This window comes from Curtobacterium ammoniigenes NBRC 101786 (assembly GCF_001571045.1).
GTDB classification, from domain to species: domain Bacteria; phylum Actinomycetota; class Actinomycetes; order Actinomycetales; family Microbacteriaceae; genus Curtobacterium; species Curtobacterium ammoniigenes.
In genome coordinates this window covers 160066-177305 of sequence record NZ_BCSV01000001.1, presented here as the reverse complement: position 1 = coordinate 177305, position 17240 = coordinate 160066, and the positions used below count along the sequence as shown (strand labels likewise).

At 67.2% G+C, this 17240-nt stretch carries 13 protein-coding genes; 7 read left to right on the top strand and 6 right to left on the bottom strand.

Annotated features, from left to right (window positions below; translation table 11 throughout):
* Nucleotides 1-53: 53 nt before the first annotated feature.
* The 5 genes from CAM01S_RS00775 to CAM01S_RS00750 form a co-directional block, all read right to left on the bottom strand.
* A complete protein-coding gene (locus CAM01S_RS00775) occupies nucleotides 54-1235 on the bottom strand; it encodes an ROK family transcriptional regulator (protein WP_066514724.1) in 1182 nt (393 codons plus the stop codon).
* 1050 nt (nucleotides 1236-2285) lie between these two features.
* Nucleotides 2286-3260 (bottom strand): acetylxylan esterase, encoded by a 975-nt coding sequence (locus tag CAM01S_RS00765; RefSeq protein ID WP_066514712.1) that lies wholly within the window; start codon nucleotides 3258-3260, stop codon nucleotides 2286-2288.
* A 184-nt stretch (nucleotides 3261-3444) separates the two neighbouring features.
* On the bottom strand, nucleotides 3445-4530 hold the full coding sequence (locus CAM01S_RS00760; RefSeq protein WP_066514710.1) for a CPBP family intramembrane glutamic endopeptidase: 1086 nt from the start codon (nucleotides 4528-4530) through the stop codon (nucleotides 3445-3447).
* A complete protein-coding gene (locus CAM01S_RS00755; protein WP_066514703.1) occupies nucleotides 4527-5486 on the bottom strand; it encodes an AraC family transcriptional regulator in 960 nt (319 codons plus the stop codon). Before CAM01S_RS00755 ends, CAM01S_RS00760 begins: the two co-directional genes overlap by 4 nt.
* Nucleotides 5487-5543: 57 nt before the next feature.
* Nucleotides 5544-6704: an ROK family transcriptional regulator gene (locus tag CAM01S_RS00750; RefSeq protein ID WP_169795796.1), complete on the bottom strand. Its 1161-nt coding sequence runs from the start codon at nucleotides 6702-6704 to the stop codon at nucleotides 5544-5546.
* Nucleotides 6705-6937: 233 nt separating this feature from the next.
* Between CAM01S_RS00750 and CAM01S_RS00745 the strand changes: the two genes are divergently transcribed.
* The 7 genes from CAM01S_RS00745 (at nucleotide 6938) to CAM01S_RS00715 (ending at nucleotide 16021) form a co-directional block, all read left to right on the top strand.
* The gene (locus CAM01S_RS00745) at nucleotides 6938-8647 is read left to right on the top strand and encodes an ABC transporter substrate-binding protein (RefSeq protein WP_066514697.1); all 1710 of its coding nucleotides are present in this window, start codon (nucleotides 6938-6940) and stop codon (nucleotides 8645-8647) included.
* Nucleotides 8648-8752: 105 nt separating this feature from the next.
* Nucleotides 8753-9748 carry an ABC transporter permease gene (locus CAM01S_RS00740; RefSeq protein WP_066514691.1) on the top strand — a complete coding sequence of 332 codons (996 nt, stop codon included), beginning with the start codon at nucleotides 8753-8755 and terminating at the stop codon, nucleotides 9746-9748.
* Nucleotides 9749-9768: 20 nt separating this feature from the next.
* Nucleotides 9769-10746 (top strand): ABC transporter permease, encoded by a 978-nt coding sequence (locus CAM01S_RS14885; protein WP_066514689.1) that lies wholly within the window; start codon nucleotides 9769-9771, stop codon nucleotides 10744-10746.
* Nucleotides 10743-11669: an ABC transporter ATP-binding protein gene (locus tag CAM01S_RS14880; protein ID WP_066514687.1), complete on the top strand. Its 927-nt coding sequence runs from the start codon at nucleotides 10743-10745 to the stop codon at nucleotides 11667-11669. Before CAM01S_RS14885 ends, CAM01S_RS14880 begins: the two co-directional genes overlap by 4 nt.
* On the top strand, nucleotides 11666-12478 hold the full coding sequence (locus CAM01S_RS00725) for an ABC transporter ATP-binding protein (protein ID WP_066514685.1): 813 nt from the start codon (nucleotides 11666-11668) through the stop codon (nucleotides 12476-12478). Before CAM01S_RS14880 ends, CAM01S_RS00725 begins: the two co-directional genes overlap by 4 nt.
* Before the next feature lie 60 nt (nucleotides 12479-12538).
* Complete coding sequence (locus tag CAM01S_RS00720) at nucleotides 12539-15091, top strand: glycoside hydrolase family 2 protein (protein WP_066514682.1); 2553 nt, start codon at nucleotides 12539-12541, stop codon at nucleotides 15089-15091.
* A 15-nt stretch (nucleotides 15092-15106) separates the two neighbouring features.
* Complete coding sequence (locus CAM01S_RS00715; RefSeq protein WP_066514681.1) at nucleotides 15107-16021, top strand: LacI family DNA-binding transcriptional regulator; 915 nt, start codon at nucleotides 15107-15109, stop codon at nucleotides 16019-16021.
* Here the strand turns inward: CAM01S_RS00715 and manD are convergent.
* Nucleotides 15953-17203: a D-mannonate dehydratase ManD gene (manD, locus tag CAM01S_RS00710; protein WP_066514672.1), complete on the bottom strand. Its 1251-nt coding sequence runs from the start codon at nucleotides 17201-17203 to the stop codon at nucleotides 15953-15955. The genes CAM01S_RS00715 and manD overlap by 69 nt on opposite strands.
* Nucleotides 17204-17240 lie beyond the last annotated feature (37 nt).

Below are 17240 nucleotides of genomic sequence, written 5' to 3'. Positions count from 1 at the left end.
CTTGTCGTCAATTCTTGAACGCAAGCCGTTCATAACGAAATCATTGCGGTCCGTCATGCGGTTTCCAGTTCGGGGTGCAACGGGATCAGGTCGACCGCGTTCGCGACTGCGCCGAGCGTCGCTGCGCGGATACCGAGCTGCCCCTGGACGATGTCCGGCCAGGCGTCGCGGCCGACCACGACGGAGCGCTCGACGGCGTGGCGGAGCGGGCCGAGCAGGAGCTCCCCCGCGCGCGACAGCTCCCCCGCGACGACGATACGTTCCGGGTCGAGCAGGTTGCAGACGTTCGCCGTCGCCAGGCCGATCATCCGACCCGCATCGGCGATCGCCCGGATGCAGGCCGGATCACCATCCATCGCCGCGACGATGACGTCGCCGAGCTTGTTGATCCCGCGGGCGTCGGAGAGGGAGTCGAGGATCGCCGGGCCGCCGGCCACAGCCTCCAGACAGCCGCGATTGCCGCAACGGCACACCGGGCCGTCCTCGACCACGACCGTGTGCCCGAACTCGCCCGCGAGGCCACTGTGACCGCGAAGCAGCCGGCCGCCGAGGATCACGCCCGCACCGATGCCGTCGTCGATCTCGAGCACGATCACGTCGTCGCGACCGCGCGCCGCGCCGAGCCGCAACTCCGCCAGCGCCGTGAGGTTCGCGGCGTTGTCGACGAACACCGGCCGGCCGAGCCGACGCTCCATCACATCAGCGACGACGACGTTGTCCCACCCCCGCATGATGCCCCGGCGCGCGATCACCCCGTTCCGCCGGTCGAAAGGCGCTGGCAGGGCGATCCCGAGGCCGAGCAGCTCGGACATGCTCGCGTCGACCGAATCGAGCATGTCTGCGAGCAGCATCATGACGCGGTCGAGCTCGTTGTCCGCGCGATGGTCCTTGGCGAGGGGCATGTGATTCTCCGCGACCACGGTCCCCGCGACGTCCGCGAGCGCGATGCGCATGTGCCGCGTCGCGAAGTGGACGCCCGCCACCAAGCCGAGCTTGTGCGCGAGCGTGACGTGCATCGCTCGTCGGCCGCTCCGGGTGCTCGGCGCGGTGTGAAGGACCCCGGAGCCGGACAGCTCCTTGACGATGTTGGAGACCGTTGCCGGGCTCAGTCCTGTCGCCCCAGCGAGTTCGACCTGGGTCAGCCCGCCATGCTTCTTGACGGCGTCGACGATTCGAGCCCGGTTGGCTTCACGAAGTGAAGTCTGCGACCCGGGAGTCCGTCGTCGGTCTGCCACGAGAACATAATGTACACAGTGCTTCGCGTCCCATTTATTTCGGGATTGCATCGCATCGGGTGCCGGCGGTGGCGCCGGTCCCGGTCCCGACGGCGCCGGTCCCGGTCCCGGTCCCGACGGCGCCGGTCCCGGTCCCGACGGCGCCGGTCCCGCTGGCGTCGGCCGCGGGTGCAAACCCGACAGCCGCTCGCGAAGGTTCAGGCGATAGAACCACCATGGGGCCGCTTTCGCAAGCGGCGCGCCGATACCGAGACCTGTTCGTTGCGCGACGTTGCGCGCTCGGGTGCCGGCACGAGAATCGCCGCTCGGTGTCGGGGCGGGCGAGCGCGGGACACGCCGCTCAGTTCTCGCGGGAGATCAAGTTCCTGCGATTGCGCGCGGGACACGCCGCTCAGTTCTCGCGGGAGGTCAAGTTCCTGCGGTTGGGCGCGTGTTGAGCGCAACTTCCTGCTCTCCCGCGCACCGCACACGGCATGTCGACGGCCCGTGAACCGCGGCGCGCCCGGCGGCGCACCGCCGAACAGCAACAAGGAGGCGCGCCATCGGCGCACCACTCAGCCGTCAAGAGAACGAGCGCCGACGGCGCACCGCATTGCCCCCCTCCGAAGGCGTAGGGGCGCTGGCGCGCCGCTCAGTTCTCGCGGGACATCAACTTCCTGCGATTGCGCGCGTGTTGAGCACAACCTCCTGCTCTCCCGCGCACCGCACACGGCATGTCAGCGGCCGTTGAACCGCGGCGCGCCCGACGGCGCACCGCCGAACAGCAACAAGGAGGCGCGCCAACGGCGCACCACTCACCCGCCAAAAGAACGAGCGCCGACGGCGCACCGCATTGCCCCCCTCCGAAGGGGTAGGGGCGGTGGCGCGCCGCGCAGTTCTCGCGGAAGATCAACTTCCTGCGGTTGGGCGCGTGTTGAGCGCAACTTCCTGCTCTACCGCGCACCGCGCGCGGCGTGGCGGCGGTCGCCGCTCCGCGGCAGGGTGCGACGGCGCGCCGACGGCGCCCCGCGACGACCGAGTCGACCGCGCCGGCCGCACTAGGCACTCCGCTCAGCGCCGCGCCGCGAGGAACTCCGTCTGCCGCAGCCACTGGAAGGTCTGCCCACCCTCATGCCCGTTGTATGGGTATACCTCGATCTCCGCGTCGGTCGAAGCGAGGCTGTTGAACGCCGAGAACGTGGTCGACGGCGGAACGATCTGGTCCATGAGCGCGACGGAGAACAGCGCGGGGACGTCGATGCGCTTCGCGAAGTTCACTCCGTCGAAGTATGCCGCCGTGTTCCACACGGTCTCGACGTGATCGCGATGGGTGGCGAGGTACCGCACGAGCTCCTGGTACGGGTCGGAGAGCGCGATACCCGCGCCATGCTCCCATGCACACAGGAACGCCACGTCAGGCATCACCGCCCACACCGGTCCGCTCAGTGCTGCCGCTGCGAGGGCGATGCCGCCACCCTGGCTCCCGCCGGTCAGGGCGATCCGGGTTCTGTCGACGAAGTCCCAGGTCCGAACCTCGTCGACGAGCCGGACCGCGTCAGTGAAGACACGCCGGTAGTAGTGCTGCTCCGGGTCGAGGATCCCGCGCGTCATCCATCCCGCCACAGACGCCTCCGAGCCGTGGGGGTCGGGCGTCGCACCCCCGGTTCCCCACCCGGAGCCCTGACCGCGGGTGTCCATGAACACGTGCACGTACCCGGCGAGCGCCCACCCAACACGTTCGCCGACGATGCCGCGGCCGCCGTTGTACCCGTTGAATTCGACGACCGTGGGAAGCGTCTGTCCATCGCGACCCTTGGGACGCGTCACCCACCCGCGGACCGGCTCCCCGCCGAATCCAGGGAAGGTGAGGTCCTCGACGACGAGCTCGGTGATCGGCGTTGCGGCCGGAACCCGATTCGCGGGCGCCGTCGCCGCTGCGCGAGCGCTCTCGATGGTCCGCGTCCAGAACGCGTCGAAATCCTGCGGCTCACGCACGGGGGCAACGAAGCTCCGGAGTTGATCAAGGCTGAGGTCGGTGAAGGGCATAGGTTCACTCTGGCACTGCCGCCCTCCGGAGGCGCATCAGTGCCCCGTCGTCGCCATGGCTTCCGGAGGCGCATCGATGCAGCGTCGTCGGCACGCCTTCCGGAGGCGCATCAGTGCCCCGTCGCCGCCACGCCTTCCGGAGGCGCATCGATGCAGCGTCGTCGGCACGCCTTCCGGAGGCGCATCAGTGCCGCATGGCTGGGACAGAATCCCACGCGGCCGGCGGCACGAACCCGGGGGCCCCAACACCAGGAGCCCCAACGCCAGACGCCACAACGCCAGACGCCACAACGCCAGACGTCACAACCCCAGGAGCCCCAACGCCAGGAGCCCCAACGCCAGGAGCAGCGAAGACGGCGGCGAAGTCTCCGAGCGGCGGGACGGGACGCCAACGCTGGACGCGCCTCCGGTCCCGATCATCGCGGACGGCAAGAATCGCACCCGCGACGATGCAGAGGATGAGGATCGCGAACGAGGCGAGACCGAGCAACCCGAGGAGCACAACGTTGTTCGGCCGAATGGGGTCGGGGCCGGCGAGCAACGCGATCCCGCCGAAGTCCCAGAATCCGTGGATGAGGATCGGGGCCAGGAGCGACCGCGACAGACGGCGAGCAAGGTACAAGCCGGAGCCGAACGCGGCGGCGAACATGACCTGGACGACGGTGGTGCCGAGCGGCTGCCCCGCGAGCGCATTCACGAAGTGGAGCAGACCGAACGCGGCGCACGATATCGCCCACACCCACACCTCAGGCAGGCGGCGGCGCAGCCCGGCGAGCAAGACACCGCGGGCCATCGTCTCCTCGAACACGCCGACGAGGAGCGTTCCGAGCGCCAACAGCAGGTAGTACCGGGCGGACCTGGCGTGCCAGTCGACGAGCGGGAGGCGCGCCACCGCGACCGCGACGAGGAGCGCAGGCGCGAGGACCGTCCACGTCGGTCGGCCACGTCGAGCGTCACGCCAGACGATCGGCCACCAGCCGAGCCCGGTCACGATCACGGCGATGCCACCGGCCGTGATCAGCTCAGGAATCAGCAGCTGGTGAATAACGCTCGGCAGTGTCGTCCCAACGGACTGGTACTTGTCGCTCGGGCGGGCGCGGATGATGCTGACCACTGCGAAGATCACCATCGGCGCGGTCCCGACGAGCAGCGATCGCGGTACCGCCCAGCGGCGGCGGCGCGCTCGGGCCGGTTCGGGCTCGGGCGGCGAACCGCCGGGCGATGCCGTTCCGGACCAGCCGCTGCCTCCGATCGGCGCCAGATCGGTCACAGTCGTTCCTGCGCTCCAGCCGAACCGCGGAGCGTATCGCTCGGGAGTTCGCCGAACGCGCTCTGATACGCCGATGCAAAGCGTCCGAGGTGCGTGAACCCACTGTGCGCTGCAACGTCGGCGACGGTGATGTCGCCACCTTCGAGCAGCTCCTCGCGCGCCATCCCGAGCCGCACACGGCGCAAGAACACCAACGGAGAAATGCTGTGCTCACGCCGGAACGCCTGCTGCAGCCCACGGACACTGAGCCCGACCGCGGCCGCGACGTCGGGCACGCTCACACGCTCGCGCGCATGCTCGAGCAGATACTCCTCGGCCCGCGCGAGCCTGCTCTGGGCCGGACTCGCCTGCGTCTGCCCGACCGGCCAGTGCGGGATCGCGAAGAGGAGGCCGCCTGCTGCGATCCGCGCGAGCTGCTGCTGTCGAGCGGGCGTGACCTGCGACGGCCCGGCGAGGATCGCGTCGGCGACCTGTTGCACCATCACCCACCAGGCCGCGAGCGGCGCGCCCTGAGGAACCCAGAGCGGATCGAACTCGAGCGGGCCGATCTCCCAGCCGCCGCGCTCCGCCGCGACCTCCTCCACGACGCGTCGCGAAATGTGGAGCACGTCCTTCTCGAAACCATCCCAGCGGAAGGGGTCTGGCTCTCGCCGGTACAGGGTCGGTCGGCCGATCGGCACGGGGTGATCCCGCAGCGTGCCGAGCCCGCTCTTCAACCACACCACGACGACCTCGTCGCCGGAGTCGTACACACCCGCGATCGTGCCGGTGCTCCGAAGCGACTGCAGCGCCAGGATCCGACACCCGGTGAGCGTGTGCTCGAACTCGAACGCCGTGTGGCTCGTGCCCACGTCCACAGATCGCATCCCCGGGCGCTGCATGAGGAAACGCTCCGCGTCACGGACGGTCTGCATCAGGACGTGTTCTCGGTTCCACACGCCGTCCGTCCGCTCCATGCTTGGATCGTCCACTAGAACGAGGTCCTCGTGCAACCGGCCGTACGGTTTCTGGCGTTAGGTCGAGTGGCCCACAAGGCCCATGGTGCGTGGCGCGAGCTCTGACTGCAGCACCAGCGCGGCAGCCCCGACAGCCGCCGCGTCCTGCATTGAGGGTGAAAGTCGAACCCGTACCCCGTGCTGGGACTTCGCGAAGAAGTCTCTGTTGACCATGGCGTCGATCACCCGCAGGTAGGTCGCCCCCGCGGTCGCAAACCCCGGACCGGCGAGCGACACCGAGTCGAGATCGAACATGTTCGCCAGGGAGGTCACGGCGATTCCCAAATATCGGGCGGAGGCTTCCAACAGGCGCGTTGCGTACGCGTCTCCGCGTGCGCCCGCCTTCGCGATCGCGATGAACTGTCCAAAGTCGTCGCCGGAAAGCCCGAGGCGACGCGCCTCGGACGGCTCCGCCCATGCAGCACGGACAACAGCGCCCGGATCGGCCACGTCCTCCGCGATGAGCGGACGCCCCGCTGCATCTGATGCGACAACGATGTGACCGATCTCCGCCGTGTTCGAGCTAGCGCCGCGGAAGACGGTGCCGTCGACGAGCACCCCGGCGCCGAGGCCCAAGCCGAGGTAGATCGTCGCGTGGGCGCGAGCCCCCTCGGTCGCGCCACTCCAGAAGTCGCCAAGTGCGGCCGCCGTCGCGTCGTTGTCGAAGGCGACGGGCCATCCGGTGGCGGTCGAAATCAGGTCGCGGAGCGGCACGTTGTGCCATGCGGCCATGTGCGGTGGACCGAGGACGGTTCCGCTGCTCACGTCCAACGGCCCTGGTGCCGCGATGCCGATACCGACCACGCGCTCCTCGTCGATGCCGAGCCCGACGAGCATCCGGTGAATCTGCGCGACGATTCCCGAGACCATCGTCGCCGGCTCATTCGAGCCCGCCCCTGCGGACCGGATCCGGCCGACGACGTCTCCGGCAAGGTTCACGGCGACGTACGTGACCGACTCCCCTCCGAGCTGCACGCCGACCGCGAATCGCGCACTGTTGTCGACTTCGAGGAGCACGACGGGGCGACCACCCTTCGGCTGCCCCAGACCGGTCTCCCGGATCAAGCCCTCCTCGAGCAGCTGTCTCGCCACGTTCGACATGGTGGCGGCGGTCAACCCCGTGCGAGCGGCCAGGTCGGTGCGGGAGATCGGCCCGCTCGAGCGGATGAGATCCAGCACCAAGCCCCGCGTTGTGCCGGAGGACAACGAAACGCGACCCCGTGCCTCCATCGCGTACTCCGATCATTGTCGCGCTCCTGCGTTACGCCATTGTGACGCACCGGCCCCGCCTACTTACTTGACACACTTTATAAAGCTGCCTTAGAAAGGAGCAACGTCGAACCGGGCGCGTCGAGGACGATCGCACGGCGACGGGAAGCAAGCACTGCCTCCACCATCACGAAGGGTCAACGATGACAATCAAACGGAAGCGGCTGCTGCTCGGCGCCGCTGCGCTCGCCGCCTCGGTGGCGATCGCGCTCACGGGCTGCTCCAGCTCGGGCAGCGGTTCCACGGCGGGCGGCTCCGGCGCCGCCTCGAGCACGGTGACGCTGTTCAACGGCTCCGTCGGCAACTTCACCGAGAACTTCAACCCGTGGCTCACCACGGGCGCGGAGCTCCAGCCGACGCAGGGCGTGATCTACGAAACGCTCTTCTACTACAACATGTCGCGATCCCAGGCCCCGGTTCCGCTGCTCGGGACGAAGTACTCCTGGAACAGTGATGGCACGCAGCTCACCGTGGACGTGCGACAGGGCGCGAAGTGGAGCGACGGGTCCGCACTCACTGCGGCCGACGTCGCGTGGACGCTCAACCACTATGAGTCGACACCCGCACTGAACACGCTCGGTACGACGTGGACCACGAAGCAGAGCGGCAACACCGTCGTCCTCACCTTCCCGAGCACGTCGTTCACCCTCGAACCGCAGATCCTCGGCAACATCGCGATCGTCCCCGAGAAGATCTGGTCGAAGATCCCGGACGTGCTGAAGACGACGAACACTAATCCGGTCGGCTCCGGGCCGTACATGCTGAAGACGTTCACGCCGCAGAGCTACACGCTGCAGAAGAACCCGCATTACTGGGGAACCGGCTCCGACGCGCCCAAGATCGAGACGGTGCGCTACATCTCCCTCGCAAACGCGGATGCCGCAACGAGCGCGCTTGAATCCGGTCAGGTCGACTGGATGGGCGGCTACCTCCCGACGCTGAAGAACATCGTCAAGCAGCACCCGAACCTCAGCTACGTCAACACCGCTGACTCCACGACGGCGCTCGTCACGTGCTCGAACGCGTCCATGGGATGCACCGGCCCACAGACGGACCCGGCCGTCCGTCAGGCCATCTACTACGCGATGGACCGCACCCAGTTGAACAAGCAGGCTCTCAACGGGTTCGGCGAGCAGGGGTCGCCGTCACTGCTCGTCCCGGCTGTGAATAGCAAGTGGGTCGCCGACAAAGCGAACGCCACCCTGCCGTCGGGGGCGGACGTCGCGAAGGCGAAGAGCCTGCTGCAAGCGGCTGGTTGGACACTCGGCTCGAACGGCTACTTCTCCAAGGGTGGCCAAGAGCTCGACATGACCGTGAACGTGGTGTCCGGCTGGACCGACTACGACACGGACTGCACGCTGCTGAAGGGTCAGCTCGCGAAGGCCGGCATCAACCTCACGGTGAACCAGGTCGCGCAGAACGCTTGGTCGAACTCGGAGACGACCGGAAAGTTCCAGCTGTCGCTCAACTCGGTGAACCCCGGCGCGTCGGCATCGCCGTACTACATCTACAACAACTACCTCAGCACGGCGGCGACGGCGAAGGTCGGAGCGTCCGCGGCGACGAACACGTCGCGCTTCTCGGACCCCACCGTGGACGCGACGCTGAAGAAGCTGGCCTCGACGAACCCGAATGACACCGCAGCGATGCTGCAGGGCTACGGCACCATCCAGAGCGCGATCGTGAAGGACATGCCGATCATTCCGATCTACGTGAACCAGGCGCTCACGGAATTCAACAACACGCACGCGACCGGCTGGCCGAGCGCGAGCGACCTGTACGCCTTCCCCGAGCCGTGGAAGTCGTGGGACTCGGGCATCGTCCTGAAGACGATCCGCCCGGTCAGCAAGTGACCGCGCGTCACTAGCGGGCAGGACGAGCCGGGAGGCCGCCATCACCTCCCGGCTCGTCCCTCCGGCCCGCCACCCCCCGACTGAAGACTCACGGAAAGCAGAACGATGCGGTTCTACCTGCAGAAGATCGGCTTCTATGTCGTCGCCCTCTGGGCCGCGCTGACGCTGAACTTCCTGATCCCTCGACTGATGCCCGGCAACCCGGTCGATATCCTCATCGCCAAAATGGGTGCGGCGGGTCAGCCCGTCACGCCGCAGACCCGGCAAGCCCTCGCGATCGCCCTCGGTCAGGGCGGAAGCGGCAACTGGCTGCAGCAGTACGGCGCCTACCTGGCGAACCTGGCGCACGGCAATCTCGGGGTATCGGTGGTCGACTTCCCTGAGAGCGTGACCACCGTGATCGGCCAGGCGTTGCCGTGGACGATCGCCCTCATCGGGCTCTCGACGATCATCTCGTTCCTGCTCGGCATCGGCCTCGGAACGTTCGCCGGGTGGCGCCGAGGCTCCTGGCTCGACAATCTCATCCCCGTCACGACGATGTTCCAGGCCGTGCCGTACTTCTGGCTCGCGCTCATTCTGGTCCTCGTCCTGACGCGCGTCGTCGCACTCTTCCCATACGCCGGCGGCTACAACGTCAACGCCGGCATCGTTCCCGGATTCAGTCTGCAGTTCCTGGGAAGCGTGCTCTACTACGGGTTCCTCCCCGCACTGACCATCGTTCTGTCATCGATCGGGGGCTGGATGCTCGGGATGCGCAACATGATGGTCGCGACGCTGTCGGAGGACTACATCGTGACCGCCGAGGCGAAGGGACTGAAGCCCCGACGTGTGCGGATGACCTATGCAGCCCGCAACGCGGTGCTTCCGTCGTTGTCCGGCTTCGCGATCTCGCTCGGCTTCGTCGTGGCCGGATCAATCGTGACGGAGCAGGTGTTCAGCTATCCGGGCATCGGGCAGCTGCTCTGGACCGCGGTCTCGAACGACGACTACGCGCTCATGCAGGGCATCTTCCTCGTCATCTCGCTGTCCGTACTCGCCGCGAACCTCCTCGTCGACCTGCTCTACGGCCTCATCGACCCGCGCACGCGGGCGCGGGCGTGAGTGGAAAGGAACGATCACGCATGGCATCGACCATTCCCATTGACGAGCCGGTTCCCGTCGCCGCGCCCGCAGGTCGGCGACGGAGCATCGCCGCGCTCCTTCCGAGCCGTTCACCGAAGCTCATCGTCGGGCTCACACTCGCCGGCGTGATCGTGCTCTGGGCGATCGTCGGCCCATTCATCGTCGGCGACCCGAACGCCATCAGCACACTCGCGTTCGCTCCGCCTGGCACCGCTGGTCACATCCTCGGGACGACGCAGACCGGGCAGGACGTGTGGTCGCAGATCGCATGGGGCACGCGAGGCTCGCTCATCATCGGCTTCGCGGTCGGCATCCTCGCCACCATCCTGTCGGGGCTGTTCGGCATCGTCGCCGCGTACATCGGGGGCGCACTGGACGACTCCATCGCGCTGTTCACGAACGTCGTGCTCGTGATCCCGGGTCTTCCGCTCACGATTGTCATCGGCAACTACGTGCCGGTTGCGCACCGCGGCATTTTCCTCATCGCGGTCGTCCTCGCGGTCACGAGTTGGGCTGGATCGGCTCGCGTCCTGCGCGCGGTGACGCTCAGCATCCGCAATCGCGACTACGTCTCGGCATCTCGCGTCTCGGGCGAGCGCGCGTGGCGGATCCTCGTGGTCGAGATCCTGCCGAACCTGATCCCGGTGATGGCGAGCCAATTCGTGTTCGCGATCATCTTCGCGATCCTCGGCGAAGCCGGGCTGTCGTTCCTCGGTCTCGGGGCGAGCAACACATTCACCCTCGGCACGATCCTGTTCCAGGCGTACAACGACCTCGCGCTGACGCAGGGGGCGTGGTGGTGGTTCGTCCCACCAGGCCTCATGATCGCGCTGTTCGGCTGCGCGCTGTCGCTCATCAACTTCTCGATCGACGAGATCATCAACCCGAAGCTCCGGAACTCGACCCGGGCGCAGCGCAAGAAGTGGGGCCTGACCCCGGCGCAGATCAAACAGCTCGAAGAGGAGGGCGTGAAATGAGCGGCACCATCCCATCTGGCGAGTCAGGGCGAGTTGAACGGCACGAGGCCGACCCGGTCGTGACCGTCGACGACTTCAGCGTCGACTACGTCGGTCAGGTGACCACACACGCGGTCAAGCACGTCAGCCTGACCCTCGGCCGGGGCGAGATCCTCGGTCTTGCGGGTGAGTCCGGATGTGGGAAGTCGACGCTCGCGTACGGCGTGACCCGGCTGCTCAAGCCACCGGCGCTGATCACCACCGGTCGCGCGCAGTTCCATTCCCGCGAGGGGTGGTCGGTCGATATGTCGAGCCTGTCCGGCGAGGATCTCCGGCAGTTCCGCTGGGACAAGATCTCCATGGTCTTCCAGGGCGCGATGAACTCGCTCAATCCGGTGATCAGCATTCAAGCTCAACTCGAGGACGTCTTCACCACGCACCGCCCGGACATGTCACGGGGTGAGCGTGTGCAGCGGTGTGGAGACCTGCTCGAGCGCGTGGGGGTCGACCGGTCACGGCTCAAGTCCTTCCCACATGAACTGTCCGGCGGAATGCGTCAGCGCGTCATGATCGCCATGGCGATGGCGCTCGACCCCCAGGTCATGATCATGGACGAGCCGACCACCGCGCTCGACGTCGTCGTTCAGCGGGAGATCTTGGACGAGATCACCCGACTGCGTGCGGAACTCGGCTTCGCGGTGATCTTCATCACGCACGATCTCCCGCTCCTGCTCGAGATCAGCGACCGCATCGCGGTGATGAAGGCGGGCGAGATCGTGGAATTGAACGATGCGTACGAGTTGTACACGAATCCCCAGAACGACTACACGAAGCGCCTGCTCGCATCGTTCCCGTCGTTGACCGGCGAGCGAGGGGACTTCATCCGAACCGGAGTCTCCGACGATCGTCTCGCCGAAAGCACTGAGAGGGCGGTTGTCGCATGAGCACGCTCGAGTTCCGCAACGTGACGAAGGCCTACCACATTCGTGGCAAGCGCGGACAGTCGGGCAAGCTGTTTGCCGTCAACGACGTGAACTTCACCCTGGAGTCGGGAAAGACGGTCGCACTTGTCGGGCAGTCGGGCTCCGGCAAGTCGACGATCGCCAAGCTGTTGCTCCAACTCGAGCGTCCGTCGTCAGGCCAGATCCTGCTCGACGGCGCACCGGTCAAGCGTCACGGTGCGGGTCTGCGCGACTATCGGCACAACGTGCAAATGGTGTTTCAGGACCCGTTCGCGTCGCTGAACCCGTACCACTCCGTTGCGCATCATCTTGCGCGCCCGCTCGCTCTGCATGGTCGGGCGCGCGGCTCGGCGGAGATCGAGGCGGGAGTCCGGCAGCTGCTCGAGCGCGTTCGACTCGCTCCGGCCGCAGAGATCGCTGCCAAGCATCCGCACGAACTGTCGGGCGGGCAGCGACAGCGCGTCGCGATCGCTCGCGCGCTCGCCCCAGAACCCACCATGCTCATCGCGGACGAGCCCGTGTCAATGCTCGACGTGTCGATCAGGCTCGGGATCCTGAACCTCCTTGCGGAGCTGCAGCGCGAGGACAACCTCGGCGTGCTGTACATCACGCACGACCTCGCGACTGCGCGGCACTTCAGCGACGAGATCCTCGTGATGTACAAGGGCGAGATCGTCGAGCGAGGCCCCGCAGACGACGTGATCCTCAACCCGCAGCATGAGTACACCAAGAAGCTGGCTGCGGCAGCCCCGAACCCCGAACTTCGCCTCAAGCAGATCGCCGGAGTCTGACCGGGGCCATTGCTCCGCGCGCTTCGCCGTCGCTCATTCGTTTCGCTCAGAAAGACACTCATGACGTTCACCCCTCCCACGTTCACGCCGATCGCCGACGGCTGGACGGTCGAGCCGATCGACGGACCAGTGCCGTCCGGTCTCCTCGACGCTCCGATCGATGCGCAGGTGCCGGGTGTCATCCACACCGACCTCCTCCGCGCCGGGTGCATCGCGGACCCCTTCGACGGAGACAACGAAGCCGCGCAGCAGTGGATCGGTGACACGTCATGGCGGTATGCGACGACGTTCGAATGGCACGATGACGGGAGCACCCGGCATGATCTCGTCGCGTTCGGGCTGGACACGCTCGCGACGGTGATGCTCAATGGCACCGAGGTCGCGCGAACGGAGAACCAGCACCGGTCGTACCGGTGGTCGGTCGCCGATCTCCTCATCGACGGTGCGAACCACCTCGTCGTCGAGTTCGCGGCCCCGGTGCCCGCGGTGAATGCTCGAGCCGACCGGTACGGCGCCCTCCCCCGGGTCAACCATCACCCCTACAACCAGCTCCGGAAGACCGCCTCGCACTTCGGGTGGGACTGGGGTATCGACGTGGCCGGCGTCGGCATCTGGCAGCCGATCGGAATCGACTCGTGGTCGGGGGCGCGCGTCGCAGCCGTCCGCCCGCTCGTCGACGTCGCCGACAACGGGACGGGTGTACTCACCGCTCACGTCGAGATCGAACGGGACGGCGCTGCAACGGCCACCGACGCCATGGTCACCGTGCGCGCCTCCGGCAATGGAGCGAACGAATCCGTGCACACCTCGATTCCGGCCACAATGACGAAGGGGGAAGCAACCCTCCGTATCGCCGACGTTGCGCGGTGGTGGCCGATCGGCCACGGCGACCAGCCGCTGTACGAGGTCGCGGCTTCTGTCGTCGTCAACGGTCAGGAGGCTGCGCCCGGCTGGTCGGGTCGGGTCGGCTTCCGAACGGTGCGTATCGACACGGCACCGGATGACGCCGGTCGGCCGTTCGCCGTCCATGTGAACGGTGCGGCGATTCTGATCCGAGGTGTCAACTGGATTCCCGACCACGCGTTCCTGACCGAGATCTCGCGTGGCCGCTACGCGCGACGGTTGCGAGACGCGACCGACGCGCATGTCAACCTCATTCGGGTCTGGGGTGGCGGGATCTACGAATCCGATGACTTCTATGAGCTTGCAGACGAGCTGGGCCTGCTCGTCTGGCAGGACTTCCTGTTCGCGTGTGCCGCGTACTCGGAAGAAGCGCACCTCGCGGCGGAGGTCGAGGCCGAAGCGCGCGAACAGATCACGCGGTTGTCATCACACCCGTCCCTCATCGTGTGGAACGGCAACAACGAGAACATCTGGGGATACGCGGACTGGGGATGGCCGGCGCTCTTGGCGGGACGGACGTGGGGCGACGGCTACTACCGTCAGCTGTTCCCGGCATTGCTGGCCGAACTCGATCCGACGCGTGCGTACTCCCCAGCCTCGCCCTACAGCTTCGGTGAGTATCTGCACCCGAACGACGAGCGCAATGGCACCATGCACATCTGGGACGTGTGGAACCGAGAGGACTATCGCGCCTACCGTGACTACGCGCCACGGTTCGTCTCCGAGTTCGGGTTCCAAGGGCCGCCGGCATGGTCGACGCTGACGCGTGTCGTCCATGACGAACCACTCGATCCGTACGGCCACGAGATGCTCGTTCATCAGAAGGCCAGTCGGGGCAACGAGAAGCTGGACCGAGGGCTCACGGGGCATCTGCCGGCGCCGACGACGATCGACGACTGGCACTGGGCGACCCAGCTGAACCAGGCCCATGCGATCCGTTTCGGCGTGGAGCATTTTCGGTCGCTGACGCCGCACAACACGGGCACGATCCTGTGGCAACTCAACGACAACTGGCCCGTGGTCTCGTGGGCCGCCGTCGATTTCGACGAGCACCGCAAGCCGCTCTGGTATGCCATGCGTACGGCGTACGCACCCCGCCTCGCGACGATTCAGCCGCGATCATCTGAGGCAGCTCGTGCAGCAGCGTTCGAGGGTGTCGCGCCGGAACTGGACGTGCTCGCCCTTGTTCTCGTGAATGACACCGCTGAAGCCTGGTCCGGCACGATCACGTTCCGGCGTATGCGAGTCGATGGCACGGCATTGGCGGTCTCCACCGAGCGGGCCGCCGTCGACGCCCGTGGCGTCGCCAGCCTGATCATCCCGGACCACCTGAGCAGGTTCATCGACCCGTCCCGCGAGATCCTCGTCGCCGAGCCGGACGACGGCGCAGCCACCTGGGCACCCGCCATCTGGAATCCATCGGAGATCGCAGACCAGGCGCTCGACCCGGACCCGATCGAGGCGAGTGTCGTTCGCACCGAGGACGGTTACGCTGTCACCGTGACCGCGCGTTCCTACGCACGCGACCTCTTCCTCCAGGTGGATCGTGTGGATCCGACGGCGACGGTGGACCAGGGTCTCGTCACGCTGCTCGCCGGGCAGTCGGCACGGTTCTCGGTCCGATCCGACGGTATCGAGGACCCGGCGATGCTCACCGTGCCGCCCGTCCTGCAGAGCGCGAATGCGCTCCGCGCGCGAACCTTCGCCTGACCCGATCGGACAGTGATGACCGACACCGCCACCGCCATCGGGCTCGTCCTCCGGCGGTCGGCGCGCCAGCTCGCTGCCGAAGCGTTCTACAGCGAACTCATCTCCGGTCTCGAGGAGGTGCTCGCTGAGCGCGGCATGCAGGTGTTGCTGCAAGTCGTCGACTCGATGAACCGTGAAATGGAGACCTACCGGCGGTGGGTCGCGACGAACGCGGTACGCGCCTCCGTGATGATCGACCTCGTGCCGAACGACCCGCGACCCGCGATGCTCGCTGCGATCGGACTGCCGGGCATCATCCTCGGCGAGCCCGGACCCGATGTGACCATGCCCGCGATTCGCACCGACGGATACACGCCGATGGTGGATGCGGTCGAGCGGCTGGTCGCGCTCGGTCATCGACGGATCGGCCGTGTTTCGGGGCCTGCGGCATTCGTCCACACCCAGGAACGAACGCGAGGGCTGCTCGACGCAGCGCAGCGATTCGGTGTCGTCGCGATGATCGAAGAGGGCGACTACACGGCGGAGCGCGGGCGAGACCTTACGCTAGCGCTGCTCGCCCGTCCCGAGTCGCCGACGGCGGTGATCTACGACAACGATGCGATGGCGATCGCTGGGCTCGATGCGGCGCGCACACGCGGGGTGAGCGTTCCGGAGGAACTTTCCTTGATCGCGTGGGACGACTCGCAGTATTGCCGCCTCGCCACGCCGCCGCTCTCGGCGATGAGCCACGACATCCACGGACGTGGTCTGCAGGCCGCTCGTGCCATCTTGGCTATTCTCGACGGGGAGGATCCGGGACCGCTCGTCGCGGATCCTCCCGTGTTCGTCGTCCGCGGGTCGACCGGGCCGGCCAGCGCGGGATCACCAGTCGTGCATGCTGCCGTCGAGGAGACGGTTGACGGGCAGGTAGGCGGCCTCGTAGGGGAATGAGCCCGCGACCTCGTCGTCGTACTCGACGCCGAGGCCAGGCGCTTCGCCGGGCTTCAGCAGACCGTCTTCGAATGTGTGCGCGGTCCGGAACACCTCGAGGGTGGCCGGACTGTGCTGCATGTACTCCTGGATCCCGAAGTTCGGGATCGCGATGCCGAGGTGGACCGCAGCTGCGAGTCCGACGGGCGAGACGTCGGTCGGCCCGTGCACGCCGGACTTGATCTGGTAGACCGCCGCGTAGTCGAAGATCCGCCGGAGCGCCGTGATGCCGCCCGCGTGCGTGACTGGGGAGCGCACGTAGTCGATGAGCTGCTCTTCGAAGAGCTGCTTGTAGTCCCAGATCGAGTTGAACACCTCGCCGATAGCCAGCGGCGTTGTGGTGTGCTCGCGAACACGGCGGAGCACGGCCTGGTTCTCGGCAGGCGTGACGTCCTCGAGCCAGAACAGGTCGTAGGGCTCGAGCGACTTGCCGAGCTTCGCAGCTTGGATCGGGGTGAGCCGGTGGTGCGCGTCGTGCAACAGCGGCAGTTCCGGCCCGAACTCGTTGCGGACCGCCTCGAACACGGTCGGCGCGTGGCGCAGGTACGCGCGTGTGTCCCAGGTCTCTTCGACCGGCACGGCGTTCCGGCGTGCCGGCTCGTAGTCGTACCGCGAGTCCGTGCCGCTGTCCGACCCCGCCGATGCGTTCTTGCTCGACGCGACACCGTAGACGGACGGGAGTCCCGGAATCCCCGTCTGGACACGGATGGCGCGGTACCCCTCCTCGAGATGCTCGTTGATCGAGTCGAACAGCTCCGGCAGGTCCACCCCGGAAGCGTGCCCGTAGCAGAGGAGCCCCTCGCGGCTCCGACCGCCGAGCAGCTGGTACAGCGGCATCCCGGCGGCCTTCGCCTTGATGTCCCAGAGAGCGGTGTCCACGGCGGCAATCGACGCCATCGTGACCGGTCCGCGGCGCCAGTACGCCCCGCGGTACAGGTACTGCCAGGTGTCCTCGATCTGGTGCGCATCGCGGCCGATGAGCAGCGGCACGACATGCTCGGAGAGGTAGGCCGCGACGGCCAGCTCACGCCCGTTCAGCGTGGCGTCGCCGAGACCGGTGAGCCCGTCGTCCGTCGTGATCCGCAGCGTGACGAAGTTGCGGCCGGGGCTCGAGACGAGCACTTCCGCCTGGGTGATGCGCATTGCTACTCCTTTGAAGCGAGGTGGGACGAGAAGCGAG